We start from the raw sequence: 18,337 nt of genomic DNA, 5'->3' as shown, positions 1-18,337 counted from the left end.
CCCACCAGCCCTCCCACCGACCCCCCGCGCACCCCCTCCCCCCCCCCCCGCGCGCCGCCCCCCCCCGGGCGGGGCGGGGGGGGGGCCCCCGCGGGGGGGGGGCCCCCCCCCGCGGCCCCGTGGCCGGTTCACACCGGCCACGGGGTTTCCCGTGCCGCGCCCGAGACGAGGTCGCGGGCGCGGGTCCGGCGATCGGGAGTCCGATCAGTCGTCGTCGAACACGAAGCGGCCGTTGGTGTTCCTGTTCGACAGGAAGTTGTGGTTGTTGTTGTGGTTGTTGATCCGTAGCTTGAAGCGCTGGTGGCCGCCGCGGTGGCCCCAACCTCCCCAGCCGCCGCAACCGCCGCCGCCGCAGCCGCAGCGGCGGCCACAGCCACCGCCGCCCCAGGTCGGGAAGGCCGCCGCGGTGACCGCGGCGGTCGACGCGGAGGCGCTCGCGGCGGTGGTCGCCGCCCCTGCGCCGACGACCCCTCCGGTCAGCGCCACGCTGAAGGCGATCCCGGTGATGACACTCTTGAACTTGGGCATTGCTTTTCCCCTCGAAAGGTTCAATTACCCCGATTACCGACATTTCTTGATCAGTCGGAAATCACTAGAGATGGAGACATGTAAGCCATCCCGCTTGTCATACTTTCCTGCCACGTCTGCCCATAAACGGTAATTCAATCCTTTTACGCATCGATTGTCCGTTTATGGCGGTCATTAAACTCTGACGGATTGCTTTATGGCGAAATGTCCTTTATGTCCCACGAGGGATTCAACGCCCCTCCGCTGCCGGGCCTCCCGGCTCACGGTCGGCCGGGCCCCCTCCTCTCTCAGGAAGGGCGCGCGTCGATGCCGTAGGCGTGCAGCGCGGAGACCATCCAGCGCGAGAGGCGTACGTGGCCGACGAGGGTGGGGTGGACGCCGTCGGGCAGCACCGCCCCGCGCCCCCAGCCCCGGCCGTGCGGGCCGAGGGCCTCGAACGGGTCGAGGAAGGACACCTCCTGCCGGTCGGCGGCGAGCGCGACGGCCTCCCGCACGCCGTAGGCCCACCGGGGTGCCTTCGTCATCCAGATCGGACCGACCAGCACGATCCTGGTATGCGGCCACCTCCGCCTGGCCAGCTCCACCAGCCGGACGGCCGCGTTCTCGATCCTCGCGGCCTCGACCCGGCGGTCGTTGCGCCCGCCGGAGATGATGAGCATGTCGGGTTCGGGACGCCAGGAGAGCTCCTTGACGAAGGAGTCCTGGAAGGTCCGGCCCACCCTGCCGGGGTTGACGAAGCCCGTCCCCGCGGCGCCCGCGGTGATCAGTTGCCAGCCCAGCTCCCGCGCGACCCGGGCCGCGTAGCCGTCCCATCCTCGTACCGGACCCGACCCGACCGTGAAGCTGTCACCGACGATCATGACGAGCGGAGCCCGGGACGCCCAGGCGGGCGGGGATTTCGTACCGGCGGTCATCGGCGTGGCCAGACCGCTTCCGGCGCTACATCCCGAAATAAGGGAAGAAATCGCTACAAGGAATGCGGCCGCGAACGCCCACGGTCGGCTACGTACGGGCGCGCGCATACCACCTCAGGAAACGTCAGGCTCCCGACATGATTGCAGATGTCCACCGGTGGTGGGGAGGGGTCAACTGACATCGGAAGGGCCGACGGACCAGGTGTTGCAGTAGGCGATCCTGGCGTACTTCCAGCCGTGGTCGAGCCAGGCGGCGTAGCGCTCGCCGCTGCCGTGGTCGCGCCGGGCACCGCCGTTCTGGTCGTCACCGCGCCCGTACTCGGTGCGCAGGACCTCCTGCCAGCGGGCGTTGGTGACTCCCAGCGGGACCCGTACGGTGCGGGCGAAGGCTCCGGCGAGGCACTGCGCCTGGAGTTCGCTGCGGCGGGAGTGGGAGTCCTGGGCGGCACGGGACCTGTCGGAGACCTCCCACCACCAGGCTCCGCCGATGCCCGCCATGCTCTGCACGTGGTGCGCGTACTCGTGGGCGAGCACGGTCATGTAGGGCACGTGGTTGGCGGCGGGGTCGAGGTCGCCACTCTGCTCGATCACATGGCTCAGACCGATGTACATGCCCCGGTTGGACGGGCAGTAGTAGGCGGAGGCGTTGGCGTCGGGGTACGTCCCGCAGGGTCCTCGCCCCTGACGGGACCAGTAGACCCTGCGGGCCGGGAGGAAGAGCGCGCCGGCCTGGGAGAACTTCGCCGACCACGCCCGGTCCAGGCAGTCGGTGACGGCGTTGAGATAGGAGAGCATCTCGCGGGGCCGGGTCGAGGGCCGCGGGGCACGGCACGAGGTGGGACGCATCAGGCCCGTGCCGTACAGCGGGTTGCGCTTGAGCCGGGCCGCGGTGTCCGAGCGCCGCATCTGGCGGAGGTCGACGGCGGTGCTCCTTCCCGCGGCGTTCCGTTTCGCGGCGACCGGCGTGATCTCGGCGTCGCCCAGCGAGCCGAGGTTCAGCTTCTCCGGCGGGGTGAAGTCCGGCGTGGTGACCTCGCTGTCACCCGTCTGCTGGGGGGCGGCGCTCCTCGTCGCCACCGGGGCGGTCCCCGGCGCGGCGGGAAGCTCGACATCCTTCTCACCGGCCAGACTCGCGATCACCACGACCGCGGTGAACGCCGTGGCGAGCACCCCGAGCACGCCGAAGGCCAGCGGGTTCGCCCCCCGTGAGCGCATGCGACCGCCCCTCCAAAGAGTTGATCTACGGGCGGCAATCTAGCGGATGTAACCACATATGGGTTTATAAGCGGGAAAAAATGGATACGGGGTGGTCCGTCACAGGCCGGTGGATCTCGCTAAGCTCCCGGCACATGGCGGCATCTTTCTCGCACCGAGCAGCCGGAACCCTGGCCGCGACGGCGATCCTCGCGCTCACGCTCGGCACGTCCCTCGCCCTCGCGTCCCCCGCCCTGGCGAGCGGCCCGACCGGAGCGGAGTCCTCCCGGACCGTGCGAACCGAGGCGGCACCCCCCAAGGCCTGGCGGACCGAGGCGGAGCCCCACTCCTCTCGGACCGGACGGAGCATCCGTGCCGCACGTTCCGCGCAGGCCGTCCGCTCCACGCAGGACGGCAAGGTGACCAGCACGACCGTCCAGCTGGAGCTCCGGCAGGACGGTGTGCTCCACGTCAGGGAGGAGGTCGTCTTCGAGGGTGACGCGCCGTCGCGCGACCTCGTCGCCCGGACCCGCTACGACGATCGCAGCGATCGCCTCTACCAGGTCACCGGCCTCAAGGGCGACGCCACGCTGACCGGCGAGACCATCACCCTGAAAGGATCGGGAAGCGCCACCCTGGAGTACGACGTCCTGGGCGCCGTCACACCGCTCGCCGACGCCCAGGAACTGCGCTGGTACGCGGTGGGCGCCTGGTCCGTTCCCGTGGAGCAGGCCAGGGTCAGCGTGAGCGGGCCGGCCACGACGCAGAACCTGTCGTGCTTCGCCGGCCCCCTCACCTCGGCGATCGCCTGCACCGAGGCGTCCATGGACCACACGGGCGTCGCCGCCGAGTTCGGGCAGCAGGACCTCGGCGCCGGTGAGGTGCTCACCGTGGTCGTCGGTTACCCCGCCGGCGCCACCAAGGGGGCACCGGTCCTGGAGCGCCGCTTCGAGCTGTCCAACGCCTTCACCCTGAACGCCGTCACCGGCGGCGCGCTGGCCGGCCTGCTCCTGCTGCTGCTCGGCGGCCTCGGCCTCCTCTACTGGACCAGGGGCCGCGACGCCCGCGTGGTCGGCCACGAGTCGGGCTCGCTCAGCGGCGTCGAGAACGGTCACTTCGCCCCGCCGGACGGTGTCCGCCCCGGCCAGATCGGCACCCTCATGGACGAGCAGGCCGACGTGATCGACGTGACCGCCACGATCGTCGACCTGGCCGTGCGGGGCTACCTCAGGATCGACGAACAGCCCCGGCAGACGTACGAGACCCCCGACTGGAGGCTCGTGCGGATGCCCGCCGCCCAGGTCACCTCGCTGCTGCCCTACGAGCGGGAGCTCTACGACGCCATCTTCGACGGCCGTGACGCGGTGCTGCTCTCGGAGCTCCAGGGATCGTTCGGCGCCAAGCTGGGCAGGGTCCGCGAGGCGCTCTACCGCGACGTGGTCACGCAGGGCTGGTTCGCCCGCCGCCCCGACACCGTCCGCACCCGCTGGACGACCCTCGGGGTGGTCCTCACCGGGCTCGGCGTCCTCGCCACCGTCGGGCTCGCCTGGCTCACCACGTACGGGGTGCTCGGCCTGGCCCTGATCATCGCCGGTGCCGCCCTCGCGGTGGGCGGCCAGTACATGCCCGCCAAGACCGCCAAGGGCGCGGGCGCCCTCGCCCACACCATCGGTTTCAGGGAGTATCTGTCCAGCGCCGACCTCGGCGGGGACGTCCCCGAGGCCCAGCGGGTGGAGCTGTTCTCCCGCTACCTGCCCTACGCCGTCATCTTCGACAACGTCGACCGCTGGGCCCGCGTGGTCTCCTCGGTCACCGGCAACGGACAGCAGGCCGACAACCTGTACTGGTATCACGGCCCGGCCGAGTGGGACCTGTCCAGGTTCGCCGACTCGATGCGGACCTTCACCATGACCACCTCGGGGGCGATCTCCACCACCCGCCAGTTCCGCTCCCTCTGAGAGCCCCCTTACACGAGCCCGTACGCGAGCCCCGGGCGGCTATCGCACGCGGACCTCGCCCACCGGACGCCCTCCGCCGAGCACGACCCCGGTGGCGAGCTCGTCGAGTCCCGGGGCCTCGAAGCCGAGGGCGGTCAGGGCCGCGACGGTGACCGGGACGCGGGCACGCTGGCCACCGTCCTCGATCTTGACGGTTCCCGAGCGCCCGTCGGCGAAGACGAACGCGTCGAAAGCCTCCGCGCCGGCCTTGACCAGCAGCCCGGGAACCGCCCGCATCAGCCGGGCCTCGGGGCGGGTGGTCCCCGACGTCCACTCGGGGTGGGCGCGGAACGCGTCGGCGACGCGACGCTCCGGGGAGTCGGGATCGGCGAGGACGAGGGCGCGGAACGCCCGGGTCACACCCAGCATCGAGACGAAGAACAGCGGTGCGCCGCAACCGTCCACCCCGCTCGCGGCGACGCGCTCGCCGGTCAGTTCCTCGATCGTGGCGCGCACGGCCCGCTGCAGCGGATGCGCCGGGTCGAGGTAGGTCTCCAGGGGCCAGCCGTTGGCCACGCAGGTGGCCAGCATCGCCGCGTGCTTGCCCGAGCAGTTCATGTAGACCCTGGCCCGGCCCCCTCCTGAACGCAGCACCTCCTCGCGGGAGGCGACGTCCTCCGGCAGGTCCGCGGGACAGCCGAGCGCGCTCTCCTGCAGCCCCGCCCCGGCCAGGATCCTCCGTACCCCGTCCACGTGGAACGGCTCCCCCACGTGACTCGCGCACGCCAGCGCGAGCAACTCCCCCTCCAGGGGGAGCCCGGCGCGGACCATCCCGAGCGCCTGCAGGGGCTTCATGGACGAACGCGGCGACACCAGGGCGTCCACCGCCCCGTGAACCCTCACCAGCGACCCGTCGGCGGCCACCGCGAGCATCCGCGCCCGATGGGTGGACTCCACGAACCCCGAGCGGACAACCTCGACGAACAACGACTCAGCAGACACCTTTGTCTCCTTTCGCCCGAAGTCTAGGGACGCCCGGGGACACGGGATGATGGGGGTATGCGTGCGGTCGTACAGCGGGTGAGTTCCGCGTCGGTGGTGGTGGACGGCGCGACGGTCGGGGCGATCGACGAGCCGGGGCTGCTCGTCCTGGTCGGCGTGACCCATACCGACACGCGCGCCGAGGCGGCCAGGCTCGCCGCCAAGCTCTGGGGCCTGCGGATCCTCTCCGGCGAGAAGTCCTGCTCCGACATCGGCGCGCCACTGCTGGTGGTCAGCCAGTTCACCCTGTACGGCGACGCCCGCAAGGGCCGCCGTCCCACCTGGCAGGCCGCCGCCCCTGGACCGGTCGCCGAGCCGCTGGTGGAGGCGGTCTGCGCCGAACTGCGCGCGCTGGGCGCCCGCGTGGAGACCGGGGTGTTCGGTGCCGACATGAAGGTCGGGCTCACCAACGACGGCCCGATCACCCTGATTCTGGACATCTGACCCCGCGCGCCCCGGAGGCCACAGCCGAGGAAAGGACGGTGTCACGGCACCCGGGGCCCGGGACCGCGGCGCCGGCATTCGAGTACGGGAGCGGCCGAGGACCGTACCGCGACATCCGGGCGGGCCGGAGGAGCCCACCCGGGACGCGACACCGTCGGGAGATCAGCGGATGCGGCGGCGCAGGCTCGGGTCGATCTGGACGTTGCGTCCGGCGTCCGGCGGCACGATGACCTCCTGGGACGCGGCCACCCCCGCGGCCTCCAGCGTGGCGTCCACCGGCACGGTCCGCTTGACCACGGCGAGCGCGACCGGCCCCAGCTCGTGATGGCGCGCCGAACTCCCCACGAAACCGATCTCCGCCCCGTCCAGGGTCACCGGCGCACCGTGCTTGGGCAGGGTGTCGACGCTGCCGTCCAGGTGCAGGAAGACCAGGCGGCGGGGCGGGTGGCCCAGGTTGTGGACGCGGGCCACGGTCTCCTGACCCTTGTAGCAGCCCTTGTTGAGGTGCAGGGCCGAGCCGATCCAGCCCACCTCGTGCGGGATCGTCTTGTGGTCGGTCTCGAAGCCCAGGCGGGGACGGTGCCCCTCGATCCGCAGCGCCTCGTACGCCCAGAGCCCGGCGAGGCCCAGCCCGAGCCGCCCGGCGAGCAGGTCGCGCGGGAGCAGGATGTCCTGCCCCACGGCGACGGCGCCCTCGGGCAGGTCGGGGCGCGCCTCCCCGGCCACGGAGACCACGGCGTAGCGATCCGTCACGTCGGCGACCTCGACCCTGAGCATGAACCGCATCTTGTCGAGGAACGCGGCCACCTCCGCGCCGGTGCCCGGCTCGACGTGCGCCCACACCGCCTCGCCGTCGTCGACGAGGACGAGGTGGTGCTCCACCCTGCCCTGGGCGTCCAGCAGCAGCGTCTCGGTGGGCCGCCCCGGTTTCAGGTCGTCGAGTTTCTGCGAGCTGAGGCTGTTGAGCCAGCTCAGACGATCGGGTCCGGAGATCCGGACGACCTCGCGGTTGCTCCGGTCGACCATCGCCTCCCCGGCGAGCAGCGCGCGCTGCTCGGCGAACGGGTCGCCGTAGTGTCCGGCGACGTCGGCGTCGGGGCTCTCGGCCGCGACCGCGCCGGGAGTGTCCAGCAGAGGGCTTCGCATGAACACAGCCTACGAGGCTCCGCCAAAGAGCACGGCGGCGACTCTTCCCACAGACGGGTCCCGGCCTGCGCGACACACCCCGGCGGCTCGGCGGCTCGGCTCAGTGGCTCGGCGGCCGAAGCGCGACGAGTCCCGGCCCCGGGGTCCCGCCGGTCCGGCGACGATCTCCCCGGCGGCTCAACGGCACTTGCGGCAGCGGCCGAAGACCGTCAGATGGTGCACATCGGTGAGGAACCCGAGCTTCTGGTCGAGGTTGGCGACGAAGTCCTCCACCAGGTCGGGGCTCACTTCACTGATCTCCCCGCAACCGCGGCAGACCAGATGAACATGATCGGCCTCGGACGTCAGGTGGTAGGTGGGGGCGCCGTGCCCGAGATGGGAGTGGGTGACCATGCCGAGCTCCTCAAGGAGCTCAAGGGTCCGGTAGACGGTGGATATGTTCACCCCGCGAGCGGTCTCCCGCACCCGGTTGCAGATCTCCTCCGGGGTGGCGTGCTCGCAGGCCTTGACCGCCTCAAGCACCAGCTGGCGCTGCGGAGTGACCCGGTAACCGCGCGCCCGGAGTTCCTCATGCCACGACGTCTCGGTCATATACAGAGTCTATGAGCACCGAGGCTCCCCTCGTCCTCCCACGGCCCGACCGCCTGTACCGGTGGATTCGCCGCTGTGGAGGCGGTCAACTCACCGGATAGGTGTCGAGCAGGCCGCACATGCCCAGTCGGCCACGGTCGCGTGGCTCTGCCATCTGGTGGACCTGCGCCTCGGCCAGGTGTGGCGCTTCGCCGCGAGCGAGCGCGTCGAGCTGATGTCCGGTCTCGTCGGCCGCCCGCAACGCGCCGTCGCGCCATTTCCGCCGCCAGTCGTCCACGTGCGGCCGGACGAGGCGGATCGCCGCGGCATGGAACTCGCGCAACGGGGTGAGATCGTCGGCCAGCGCGGCGGCCCGCAGCCGCTCGAACCCGCGTACGGCGAGGTCACGCCGAGCATAGGCGGCGGTCACGTCCGCGCCTGGCGCGCCGCCGCCGGGCAGCGCCACGGCGGCAGCGTACGTCGCGGGGTCGGCGAGCAGGTCCGGCGGAAGGGTCAGCACGGCGTCGCCTGCCTCGGGAAGACCGCTGTTCTGCATGAGGACGACGATCTCCAGGCCGCCGTTGTTGACCAGCCGGTGAATCGTGCCCGGAGCGAACCAGACAACGGCCCCCGGACGCAACCGGGTCTCCCGGTATCCGGAAAGCGTGAGCGTCTGCACGAGCCCCGATCCGGATATCACCACGTACGCCTCGGCGCAGGCCAGGTGCAGGTGAGGGGTACCGCCGATCTCGCCGTCCGGAGCGATCGAATCGTAAACACAGAGCCGGGAGACTCCGACCCCGCCCGGCAGCGGTGTGACTCGCTCCGTCGACATGCTCATCGGCATCACCTTTCTCGGGGAGAAATTTCTCAGGAAAGGGCTTTCCAGTTATGGCTCGACGCTAATACCACGCACCGGCACCGTCAACACCGGCCGCCCACTCCCCCGGGCCGCACCGGGTCGCTCATCGAGCCGGTCAAGGTCGCTGCCCGGCCATCGGTCACCGACGGCCACGCCAGAGGTGCGACACGGTGGCCAACGACGCCAGCGCCAGGCCGGCCACCCCCGCGACCGGGGACCCCGCCACGGTCAACGCGGTCGCGACCAGGCCGGCCGGCAGCCAGGTCCAGGTCGCGACCGGCCGGGGCGACCGGCCGCGCCGACGCCGCCACGCCTCCGTCGCCATCGGGATGATCAGTGGCGGCAGGATCGCCCCGAGCACCGACAACCAGGGCAGCAGCAGAAGGTCGAAGCGGACCGTGGCCAACAGCGCACCGGGTACGGTCACCATCAGCATGGCGGCCGAGTTCGACATCGTCGGACGGACCGCGCGCAGCGCCAGGGCGCCCGAGTAGGTGGTGGTCAGCGCGGGCGCGAAGACCCCGGCCGTGACGAACAGATTGGCGTACGACGAAAGACCGTCGGCGTCTGCCAGCGCCGAGACCACGTCGGTGGAGCCGGTGTGCAACCAGACCCCGGCGCCCGCCGCGATGACCACGACCGCCGGGGCGACCAGCAACAGGACGCACCGGACGAGGTCCCGGCGGGTGGAGAGACCACGGCTGAAGTCGGGTGCGCGCAGCGCGAAGACCGACACGTAGCCGCCGATGACGGCGATGTCGGCGGCCACGCCCAGGCCGCCCAGCCCACCTGGACCGCCCATCGACAGGGTCACCGGCGGCGTCGCCGGCCGCAGCAGCGCCACGCATACGGTGACCAGGGCGAGTGCCGCCAGCGTGGTGAGCACGGCGATCCGGTTGCCGGCCGCGGGCGAGGCGTAGGACACGGCCAGGACGGCTGCCGCGAGCAGTAGCGCGCCCATCGGTCCGGGGATGCCGAACACCGCGGCCAGGGAGGCGCCGCCCAGCCCGACGTTGAAACCATTCCACCCGATCATCGCGGCGCCGAGCACCCAGCCGAGCAGGAGCCGCCCGGCCGCCGGCAGATACCGGGGCGCGACCTCGGTCAGCGTCCCGCCTTCCCCGTACGGCGGCCGTACCCCCAGGGCCCCCTGGCCGAAGAGCAACAGCGCCATCAGCGCGGCGCCCCCGGCCAGGCCGAGCACCGGCACGGCGCCGCCGTGCCGGTGCGCGATCCCGGCGCCCAGGATCAGCGCGGCGGGCGCCGCACCGAGTCCGAGCCACGCCCCGGCGGCGTCGGTCCACCGCCTCGGCGCGTGGCTGTCGGTCAGTGGTTGGCTCCCGAGCCGAGGAGTTCGCGGATCTGCGTGGCCAACCGGTCGAACCGTTCGTCGGACATCACCTGCGCGTAGTCCCGGTCGAGGGGCAGGTCGACGGGGAGAGTGCGCACGATGCGGCCCGGACGCGGGCTCATCACCTCGACCCGGGTGCCGAGGAACACCGCCTCGGCGATGGAGTGGGTGACCAGGACGATGGTGGTCCCGGTCTCCTGCCAGATCCGGTTCAACTCGGTGTTGAGCTGCTCGCGGGTCAACGCGTCGAGCGCTCCGAACGGCTCGTCCATGAGGAGCACCGGCGGTTGGTGCAGCAGCGCCCGGCAGAGGGCCACCCGCTGCTGCATGCCGCCCGACAACTCGTGCGGGAGCGCGTTCTCGAAGCCGGTCAGGCCGGTGAGCTCGATCAGTTCGTCGGCCCGGCGGGCAGCCCATGCCCGGTCCAGCCCACGCATCTCGGCCTGCAGCAGGATGTTCTTCCGCACACCTCGCCACTCAAGCAGGGCCGCCCGCTGGAAGACGAAGCCGATGTCCTTCTGCGGCTGGGTGACCGGCCGGCCGAGGAGGGCGACCGTACCGCTGGTGGGCTTGACCAGACCGGCGATGATTTTGAGCACGGTGGATTTCCCGCACCCGGACGGTCCCACGATCGTGATGAACTCGCCCGCGTCAACCCGTAGGGTGACGTTGTCGACCGCCAGGGTCTGGGATCGTTTCGACTGGAACTGGACGGTCAGGTCGGTGATGTCGATCGCGGTGTCGGTCAGCGTCGCTGCGGCTGTGGTCATCGCCGCCTCACCCGTTGCTGCCGTAGGAGCCGTCCCAGTACTTCGACGGGGCGCCGGGGTCTCCCAGCTCGGCGTACTGGGTCATCAGATTGATGGTTTCGGTCCACTTCGCCTCGGCGTTGACCCCGGGCGTGCCGCCGGCGGCGACGTCGAGCAGCGGCACGGCCAGCGTCAGCTGCTTGACCAGCACGTCCTTCTCAGGCTCGTTCTCGGCCAGTTCGGCCATCGCGTCGACGGCGCCGGGGATGTCCTTGGCCGCCTCGCTCCAGGACCTCTGGGTGGCCCGGACGAACGCCTTCACCATGTCCGGGTCCTTGCTCAGCGTGTTCTCGTTGACCACCAGGCCGGTGCCCAACATGTTCATCCCCCAGTCGGCGTAGAGCAGGTAATCGACGTCCTTGCCGGTTTTGGCCTCGATGGTCGGCGCCTGATCGTGGAAGAAGCCCTGGATGGCGTCGACCTTGCCCTCGGCGAGAGCGGCGATCTTCCCGGCCGCGTCGAGGTTGACCACCTTGACGTCCTGCTCGGAGAGCCCATTGGCCTTGAGCCAGGCGGGGAAGGTGGCGTAGATGGCATCGCCCGGGGTGCCGCCCACGGTCTTTCCCTTGAGATCGGCGGGTGCCTTGATTCCGGTCTCGGCGAGGGATTCGATGGAAGCCGGGCCCTTCTGGAGGAACACCCCCACGCTCTTGACCTTCATGCCCGAGGTGATGCCCTTGAGCAGTGGCGGAGTGTCCGCCCAGCCGAAGTCGGTCTGCTCCTGGGCCACCGCCTGGATGGTCTTCCCGGACCCTCCGCCGGGTTTGATCGTCAGCTTGATGCCCTCGGCATCGTAGAAGCCCTTCTTGACCCCGTAGTAGAACGGAGCGTGCTCGCCGTAGGGAACCCAGTTCAGGGTCAGGTTCACCGTTCTGGCGCCGTCGGCGGCGCCTGGCTGTTCGGCGTCGCTGCCGCCGCAGGCGGCCATCGTTCCCGCCAGCAGGAGCACGGCGGCGGTATACCCAAGACTTCTCATTGGCGATGCCTCCCGAAGCATCCGGCGGGGGGGTGGGGGTGTGTGGAGCGATTCAGGACGTGGTCAGCGGTACGCCGGTACGACGGCTGGCGTGCCACGGGATGAGCAGGGCCTCCGCCACCTCGACGATGACGAAGAGGACGATGCCGATCAACGACATCAGGAACAGGTCGGCGAAGAGCAACGGGGCGTCCAGATTGCCGTTGGCCAGCAGCAGTACGTAGCCGAGACCCTCGTCGGCACCGACGAACTCGCCGACGACGGCGCCGACCACCGCCAGGGTCACGGCGACCTTCAACCCGGCCATCAGATGCGGGAGCGCGTTCGGGAATTGGATCTTGCGGAACGTCTTCCACCGGCCGGCGCCCATGGTCGCGGACAGGTCGATCAGCTCCGGATCCGTCGATCGCAGACCGGCCACCCCGGAGATGACAACCGGGAAGAACGCGATGAGAACGGCCAGGACGATCTTCGGCGTGAGCCCGACGCCGAACCAGACCACGAGCAGCGGGGCGATCGCGATCTTCGGAATCACCTGGGCGAAGAGCACGATGGGGTAGATGGCCTTCTCCATCGTGGGTGAGTAGGCGATCAGGACAGCGGTACCCAGACCCAGCAGGCCGGCCAGGATGAAGCCGATGACCGTCTCATACAGCGTCACATACGTGTTCCGCATCAGAAACGCCCAGTCTTCGATCATGGTCTCCCAGACCTGGCCCGGGGTGGGCAGCAGGTAGTTCGGCATCAATCCGAGCTCGGCGACGAGCCACCAGACGGCGAAGACGGCGGCGAGCAGAAGCGCGGGTCGCCAGAGCGCCCCGGCGAAGCGCAGCAGGCGAATGCCAGGATGGTCGGCTCGCCCTGTCGGGACGGGTGGGCGATTCGCCGGAGCGGTTACCTCGGTGGACGTCCCGGCCCGTGCCCCTGTCGGAGTCGTCGTCGACGCGGACTGGTTCTTCGCATCCAGGTCAATGCCGTGGTCAGCCGCTTGGTTCTGCACAGGCACTCCTTCTCCGGGTCGGATCACCGTGAGGGCGGAAGCTGGGCGCGACCGCCTCGCAGAGCCAGGAAAGGGCTTTCCTAGTCCGATTGCCACGACCGTAACCAGCCGGACACGTACCCGTCAACGGTTCTTTTCACTCGACTCGCCCGAAAAGGGGCACAGTTTCCGAAATGTGCTGGATGTGAGCATCCAATCCCTTGCCCGGCCCGCCTCCGCCAACCCTGGGCGACAAAAGGGACATTCACTCGCGAACCACCCTTCGAGGGACCTCTTGACCGCCACCCTGTCTTCTGTTTACGGTCGAAAGCGCTTTCCTAGGAAAACGCTTACCTGTCCGCTGATCCTGACCGCACGTCCACCCCCCAGCCACTGTGAGGGAAGATGGATCACAGCACGCCCCCGACCACCAGCCGGCCCAGACGCAGGCGACGGTGGTTCGGCGCGGCCGCCACAGCCGCCGCTGCGTTGCTCCTGCCGTTCCTGTCGACGCCACTCCCCGTCCACGCCGTCTCCCAGACCGACATCCCGCCCCAGGAACCGGGCGTGACGATGCGCGTGTACGACGTGCAGGTCGCCCTGTTCGACTACTGCGTGCTCAAACCAGGCCAGACACCCAACATCGACAAGGTGATGCCGACGATCGACTGGACGACCACCGCGGACTTCGGGTTCGCGAACCAGTTCGTCACCGAAGTGAGCGGCAACCTCAACATCACCACCGCCGGGACCCACGACTTCCGGCTCATCAGCGACGACGGCGCACGGTTCTTCCTCGACGGCACCCAGGTGATCGACCACCCCGGCCGCCACGGCGCCACCCCGAAGGACGGCTCGATCGACCTGACCGCGGGCTACCACGCGCTGCGCATCGAGCACTTCGACGCCCAGTCCACCAAGCGGCTGCGGCTCGAGTGGCGGCCACCGGGCGCGACCGGCTACACCCTCGTGCCGACCTCGGTGCTGAGCACCGACTCCGAGGTCGTACGGGTCACCTCACCCGGCCGCAAGCAGTGTGAGGGCGTCACCGACGCCCCCGGCGACGGGCTGCCGCTGACCGGTGTGCACCCGGCCTACACGCTGACGAACCTGCGCCCGGACGGCTTCCAGCCGCAGGTCACCGGCATGGACTGGCTGCCGGACGGCCGGCTGGCCATCTCCACCTGGGGCGGTGACCGGGTGACCGTGCTCGGCGAGGTCTACCTGCTCGACGGCGTCACCGGCAACACCGACCCGAGCAAGGTGACCATTAAGAAGATCGCCCAAGGCCTGCAGGAACCGATGGGCCTCAAGTACGTCGACGGCACCATCTACGTGTCGGAGAAGCACCAGCTGACCGCGCTCGTGGACAAGACAGGCGACGAGGTCACCGACGAGTACCGCAGGATCGCGACCTGGCCGTTCAGCGGCAACTACCACGAGTTCGCGTTCGGCCTGCTGTACAAGGGCGGGTACTTCTACGTCACCACGGGCATCTCGATGGTCCCCGGCGGCGCGACCGCCAACCCGCAGCCCGTTCCCCACCGCGGCAGCACCCTCAAGATCAACAAGAAGACGGGCGAAGTGACCTATATCGCCAGTGGGCTGCGCACGCCCAACGGCATCGGCTGGGGGCCGGGGAACGACATCTTCGTCACCGACAACCAGGGCATGTGGGTGCCGGCGTCGAAGCTGGTGCGGATCAAGGAGGGCGCCTTCTACAACCACTACGTCAACCCGAGTGGCACGTACGACGACCAGCCGGTGACCGAACCCGTGCTCTGGTTGCCGCACAACGAGATCTCCAACTCGCCGAGCAACCCGATCGTGCTGCCCGACGGCGTGTTCAAGGGCCAGATGGTGTTCGGCGACGTGACCTACGGCGGTCTGCAGCGCGCGTACCTGGAGAAGGTCGCGGGCGAGTACCAGGGCGCCGTGTTCCGCATGACCCAGGGGCTCGAGTCCGGGGTGAGCCGGATCGGCCTCGGCCCGGACAACGCGATCTACACCGGCGGCATCGGCTGGGCGGGCAACTGGGGCCAGGCGGGCAAGCTCAGCTACGGCCTGCAGAAGCTCAGCCTCAACGGCGCCGAGGCGTTCGACATCCGCAAGATGCGGGCCGTCAAGGGCGGCTTCGAACTCGAGTACACGCAGCCGCTGTCCGACGAGACCGCGCAGAACCTCGCCGCCAAGTACAAGGTCAAGCAGTGGCGGTACGTGGCGACGCCCCAGTACGGCGGCCCGAAGATCGGTGAGCAGACCCTTGAGGTCACCTCGGCGACCCTGTCGAAGGACCGCAAGAAGGTGACGCTGAAGATCACGGGCCTGAAGCCGGGCCACGTGGTGCACGTGCACTCCCCGCGCCCGTTCGACTCGGCGTCCGGTCAGGAACTGTGGAGCACCGAGGCGTGGTACACGCTCAACCGGCTGGCCGACGGCACGACGGCGCCGGCCGAGTACGAGGCGGAGTCCGCCAAGCTGGCCGGTGGGACCGGCTGGAACACCAACCACGCCGGCTACTCGGGCGCCGGTTTCGTCGACCGCAACTGGGAACCGGGCGCCAGCACCACGTTCGCCGTCCGCGCCGACAAGGCTGGCCGCCACGACATCGAACTGCGGTACGCGAACGGCCCCAACTCGATCCCCACCAACCCGCCTTCGAAGTCGATGAGCCTGTACGTCAACGGCAAGAAGGAGAAGCAGATCTGGCTCGCCCCCACCGGGGCCTGGGCCAACTGGGCGACCCAGACGGAGACGGTGACGCTGCGCCCCGGTGCGAACACCATCGCCTACGTCTACGAAGCAACCGACTTTGGACGCGTCAACCTGGACAAGATCACGGTGACGCCGTCGAAGAAGCGGATCACGCTGTTCGACGGCACCAACCTCGACGCGTGGGAGACGACGTCCGGCGCCCCGGCGACGTGGCCCGTGGCGGACGGGACGATGGAGTCGCTCGGCGGTGACATCCGCACGAAGGAACGGTTCGGCGACTTCCGCATGCACGTCGAGTGGTACCAGCCGCACTACCCGCCGGAGGTCACCGGGCAGGCCCGCGGCAACAGCGGCGTGTACATCTTCGAGAGCTACGAACTGCAGGTGCTGGAGTCCTACGGGCGACCCCCGGAGCTCAACGGCGCCGGCTCTCTCTATCTGAAGAAGGCGCCGGACGTGAACGCGGCGCGGCCGACCGGCGAGTGGCAGACGTACGACATCGAGTTCCGTGCGGCGCGCTTCGACAACGCGGCCAAGAAGGTGGAGGACGCGCGGATAACCGTGAAGTGGAACGGACAACTGGTGCACGACAACGTGGCCATCAACGGCCCGACCGGCGCGGGCAGAGCGGAGGACCCGGCCCCGGGCAAGATCAAGCTACAGGACCACGGCGACCCCGGCGACAACCCACGATTCCGCAACGTCTGGATCGAACGGCTCTGACACCACCGAGCCGCTGACCCCGCGATGGTGACCCTCGCGACGCCCGGCGTCGCGAGGGTCACCCTTCACGCACCACCGACGGGGAGACCCGCCTCCCACCGGACAAGGCGCCCGGCACAGGGAAGAGGTGCTACCGCCGCGCCGGGCCGGCGCTCTCCCGGCGGATGAGCTCCGCTCCCACCCGCACGATACGCAGCACGTCATCGCCTTCGGCCGGCTGCAGGGCGAGGATCACGGCGCGGGCGCCCATGTCGGCGAGCGGGAGACGGATGGTGGTGAGCGCGGGGGTGACATCCGACGCGATAGGCATGTCGTCAAAGCCGATCACGCTGACCTCGTCGGGAACGGCGATGCCACGCGAACGCAGCAGCGCGAGGGCGCCGATGGCCATCGAGTCGTTGAGCGCGGCCATGGCGGTCAGCTTCGGCTCAGCGTCGAGCAGCGCCGCGGCGGCGGCCATTCCGCTGGTGCGGTCGAAGTCGCCGTATGCGATACGCCGGGCCGGCAACCTTCGTCCATGCTCCCGCACAGCGCGGCGCAGCCCGGCGAGCCGGTCCGTGGTGGTGGTCATCTGCTCAGGACCGGCGATGACCCCGAACCGCCGGTGGCCCAGGGTGTACAGCTCAGCGGCCAGCAGGTAGCCGCCCTTCTCGTTGTCGGGCAAGACGGCGTCGCCGACGTGGTCATGGCGGCCGATGACCACGGTTCGGCCGCCGGTGGCCTGGTAGACGCGCAGCTTGCTGTTCATCTTGGCGGTGAAGGCGTCGTCGTGGTAACCGGAGCCGGCGAGAATGATCGCCGCGACCTGATGGGCACGCAGCAGCTCGACGTATTCGAGTTCTCTGTCCGGGTTGCGGTAGCTGTTGCAGGTGATGACGAGTCGCCCGTTTTCGGTAGCGACACGTTGCAGCCCACGGATGATCTCGGCGAAGTACGGGTCTGAGACGTCGTGCACGATGACGCCGATCGTGCTGCGATGCGAGCGGGCGAGGAGCTGAGCGTGCGCGTTGGGCACGTACTGCAACTCCTCGACGGCGGCCAGCACCCGCTCACGCAGAGCTTCGGCCACGGGCTTGGGGTTGCCGTTGATGATCCGCGACACGGTGGCTGACGATACGCCAGCCAGACGTGCGACATCAGCCAGTGTCGCCACAGATCCAATCCCTCCCCGTGCGGTTTCACCCAGAATAGCCACTCAGGAAAGCCCTTGCCTCAGCGGTGGGAGCGATCAGCGCACCGAGTAAGCGCTTACCTTGCAGCTCGCCGTCCGCGGAGCAAGACGGGTGCCGGTCGGCCGCAACCAGATGAGCCCACAGCGACACACAGGTCTCCCTCGCAGGAAACTCACAATTTTACCTTATATTACATTAAACCCAAATGCACAATAATGTCGTAGCGGCTTTTCGCCACTCACATTTACCGGGAAAAGCCGCTTGGGTTCAAGCTGTCGTCGGTCCACGTCGCCAAGGGGATGCGGCTGATGTTCACCTCGCGACCGAGAATTCGTTCGGCCGCTCGCGCCGCGTCGTAGAGCTCGTCCGCGGATCCCACGACGAGGGCGTCGATATCACGTGGCGGCGGTCCGGCCTGATTCACGTATCGAGCAGCCCAGGAGCCGTAAATGTACGCCTCGTCGATGCCGGAGATCGGCTCAAGAAGAGGCGGCAGGACGGCTGCCGGACCGAAGGTCACCGCCAGTGGATCGGTCAGTGGCCGCGCGACGATCATGTCAGGATCGGCGCGGACAAGACGAAGGTTGCCGTGTCGCCTCTCCGACGTCGGCCCGGCATCCATGAGCCGGTCCACCTCACGACTCACCGTCGCCCGGGACGAGCCTGTTCGTGCGGTGAGGTCGGTTGTCGAATACTCGTTCTCCGGATGCAAATACAGCCAGGCGAGCAACTCCCTTGTGACGTTGGAACGGAGTAGAGGTGGCATTGCCCTCATAGATGAATACCGCCGTCCACCTATAGCAAGTAGTTCACTTTGGGCGACCGTTCGAACACCTATCGTGGCGATATTCGCACAGGGCGTCGGCGGCGGTCGAACGATCGGCTCCGGCCGCCGTGGCGTCCCGCCAACCCCCTCGCCGAGCCGCATCAGGGCTGCTCAGAGGGCGGGCGCTGGAGGGCAGAGGCGGTTTGGAAA

Annotated in this window: 16 protein-coding genes; 3 read left to right on the top strand and 13 right to left on the bottom strand. The window is 69.3% G+C overall.

Annotation, left to right across the window (positions count from 1 at the left end):
* Positions 1–204: 204 nt before the first annotated feature.
* From ACFY3V_RS38395 to ACFY3V_RS38385, 3 genes are all read right to left on the bottom strand, one after another.
* Positions 205–528, bottom strand: coding sequence for a hypothetical protein (locus ACFY3V_RS38395; protein WP_362906800.1), 324 nt, complete (start codon positions 526–528; stop codon positions 205–207).
* 287 nt (positions 529–815) lie between these two features.
* Entirely contained in the window at positions 816–1,442 is a 627-nt protein-coding gene (locus ACFY3V_RS38390) for an SGNH/GDSL hydrolase family protein (RefSeq protein ID WP_362906798.1), read from the bottom strand.
* Positions 1,443–1,613: 171 nt separating this feature from the next.
* Positions 1,614–2,657 carry a neutral zinc metallopeptidase gene (locus ACFY3V_RS38385; RefSeq protein WP_362906796.1) on the bottom strand — a complete coding sequence of 348 codons (1,044 nt, stop codon included), beginning with the start codon at positions 2,655–2,657 and terminating at the stop codon, positions 1,614–1,616.
* Between the two features lie 134 nt (positions 2,658–2,791).
* On the opposite strand from ACFY3V_RS38385, the gene ACFY3V_RS38380 reads away from it, so the two are divergent.
* Positions 2,792–4,594 carry a DUF2207 domain-containing protein gene (locus ACFY3V_RS38380; protein WP_389780226.1) on the top strand — a complete coding sequence of 601 codons (1,803 nt, stop codon included), beginning with the start codon at positions 2,792–2,794 and terminating at the stop codon, positions 4,592–4,594.
* A gap of 39 nt (positions 4,595–4,633) precedes the next feature.
* Here ACFY3V_RS38380 and ACFY3V_RS38375 read toward each other — a convergent pair whose 3' ends face one another.
* On the bottom strand, positions 4,634–5,575 hold the full coding sequence (locus ACFY3V_RS38375) for an asparaginase (RefSeq protein WP_362906792.1): 942 nt from the start codon (positions 5,573–5,575) through the stop codon (positions 4,634–4,636).
* A 57-nt stretch (positions 5,576–5,632) separates the two neighbouring features.
* On the opposite strand from ACFY3V_RS38375, the gene dtd reads away from it, so the two are divergent.
* Positions 5,633–6,058: a D-aminoacyl-tRNA deacylase gene (gene dtd / locus ACFY3V_RS38370; protein ID WP_350943120.1), complete on the top strand. Its 426-nt coding sequence runs from the start codon at positions 5,633–5,635 to the stop codon at positions 6,056–6,058.
* Between the two features lie 162 nt (positions 6,059–6,220).
* On the opposite strand, the gene ACFY3V_RS38365 is transcribed toward dtd, so the two are convergent.
* From ACFY3V_RS38365 to ACFY3V_RS38335, 7 genes are all read right to left on the bottom strand, one after another.
* Entirely contained in the window at positions 6,221–7,204 is a 984-nt protein-coding gene (locus ACFY3V_RS38365) for a glycine cleavage T C-terminal barrel domain-containing protein (RefSeq protein WP_362906790.1), read from the bottom strand.
* A 177-nt stretch (positions 7,205–7,381) separates the two neighbouring features.
* Entirely contained in the window at positions 7,382–7,795 is a 414-nt protein-coding gene (locus ACFY3V_RS38360; RefSeq protein ID WP_350943118.1) for a Fur family transcriptional regulator, read from the bottom strand.
* 85 nt (positions 7,796–7,880) lie between these two features.
* Complete coding sequence (locus tag ACFY3V_RS38355) at positions 7,881–8,615, bottom strand: cupin domain-containing protein (protein ID WP_362906788.1); 735 nt, start codon at positions 8,613–8,615, stop codon at positions 7,881–7,883.
* A gap of 160 nt (positions 8,616–8,775) precedes the next feature.
* Positions 8,776–9,846 carry a hypothetical protein gene (locus ACFY3V_RS38350; RefSeq protein ID WP_350943114.1) on the bottom strand — a complete coding sequence of 357 codons (1,071 nt, stop codon included), beginning with the start codon at positions 9,844–9,846 and terminating at the stop codon, positions 8,776–8,778.
* Between the two features lie 116 nt (positions 9,847–9,962).
* A complete protein-coding gene (locus ACFY3V_RS38345) occupies positions 9,963–10,757 on the bottom strand; it encodes an ABC transporter ATP-binding protein (RefSeq protein ID WP_362906785.1) in 795 nt (264 codons plus the stop codon).
* A 7-nt stretch (positions 10,758–10,764) separates the two neighbouring features.
* Positions 10,765–11,772 carry an ABC transporter substrate-binding protein gene (locus ACFY3V_RS38340; RefSeq protein ID WP_362906783.1) on the bottom strand — a complete coding sequence of 336 codons (1,008 nt, stop codon included), beginning with the start codon at positions 11,770–11,772 and terminating at the stop codon, positions 10,765–10,767.
* Between the two features lie 52 nt (positions 11,773–11,824).
* Positions 11,825–12,772: an ABC transporter permease gene (locus ACFY3V_RS38335; RefSeq protein WP_362906781.1), complete on the bottom strand. Its 948-nt coding sequence runs from the start codon at positions 12,770–12,772 to the stop codon at positions 11,825–11,827.
* Between the two features lie 384 nt (positions 12,773–13,156).
* On the opposite strand from ACFY3V_RS38335, the gene ACFY3V_RS38330 reads away from it, so the two are divergent.
* A complete protein-coding gene (locus ACFY3V_RS38330) occupies positions 13,157–16,189 on the top strand; it encodes a family 16 glycoside hydrolase (protein WP_362906779.1) in 3,033 nt (1,010 codons plus the stop codon).
* A 130-nt stretch (positions 16,190–16,319) separates the two neighbouring features.
* Here ACFY3V_RS38330 and ACFY3V_RS38325 read toward each other — a convergent pair whose 3' ends face one another.
* Positions 16,320–17,342 carry a LacI family DNA-binding transcriptional regulator gene (locus ACFY3V_RS38325; protein ID WP_389780221.1) on the bottom strand — a complete coding sequence of 341 codons (1,023 nt, stop codon included), beginning with the start codon at positions 17,340–17,342 and terminating at the stop codon, positions 16,320–16,322.
* Between the two features lie 263 nt (positions 17,343–17,605).
* On the bottom strand, positions 17,606–18,091 hold the full coding sequence (locus tag ACFY3V_RS38320) for a winged helix-turn-helix domain-containing protein (RefSeq protein WP_389780219.1): 486 nt from the start codon (positions 18,089–18,091) through the stop codon (positions 17,606–17,608).
* Positions 18,092–18,337 lie beyond the last annotated feature (246 nt).

This window comes from Streptosporangium sp. NPDC000095 (genome assembly GCF_042899335.1).
GTDB lineage: Bacteria > Actinomycetota > Actinomycetes > Streptosporangiales > Streptosporangiaceae > Streptosporangium.
The sequence above is the reverse complement of the archived record's forward strand: the minus strand, read 5'-3'. Positions and strand labels throughout refer to the sequence as shown.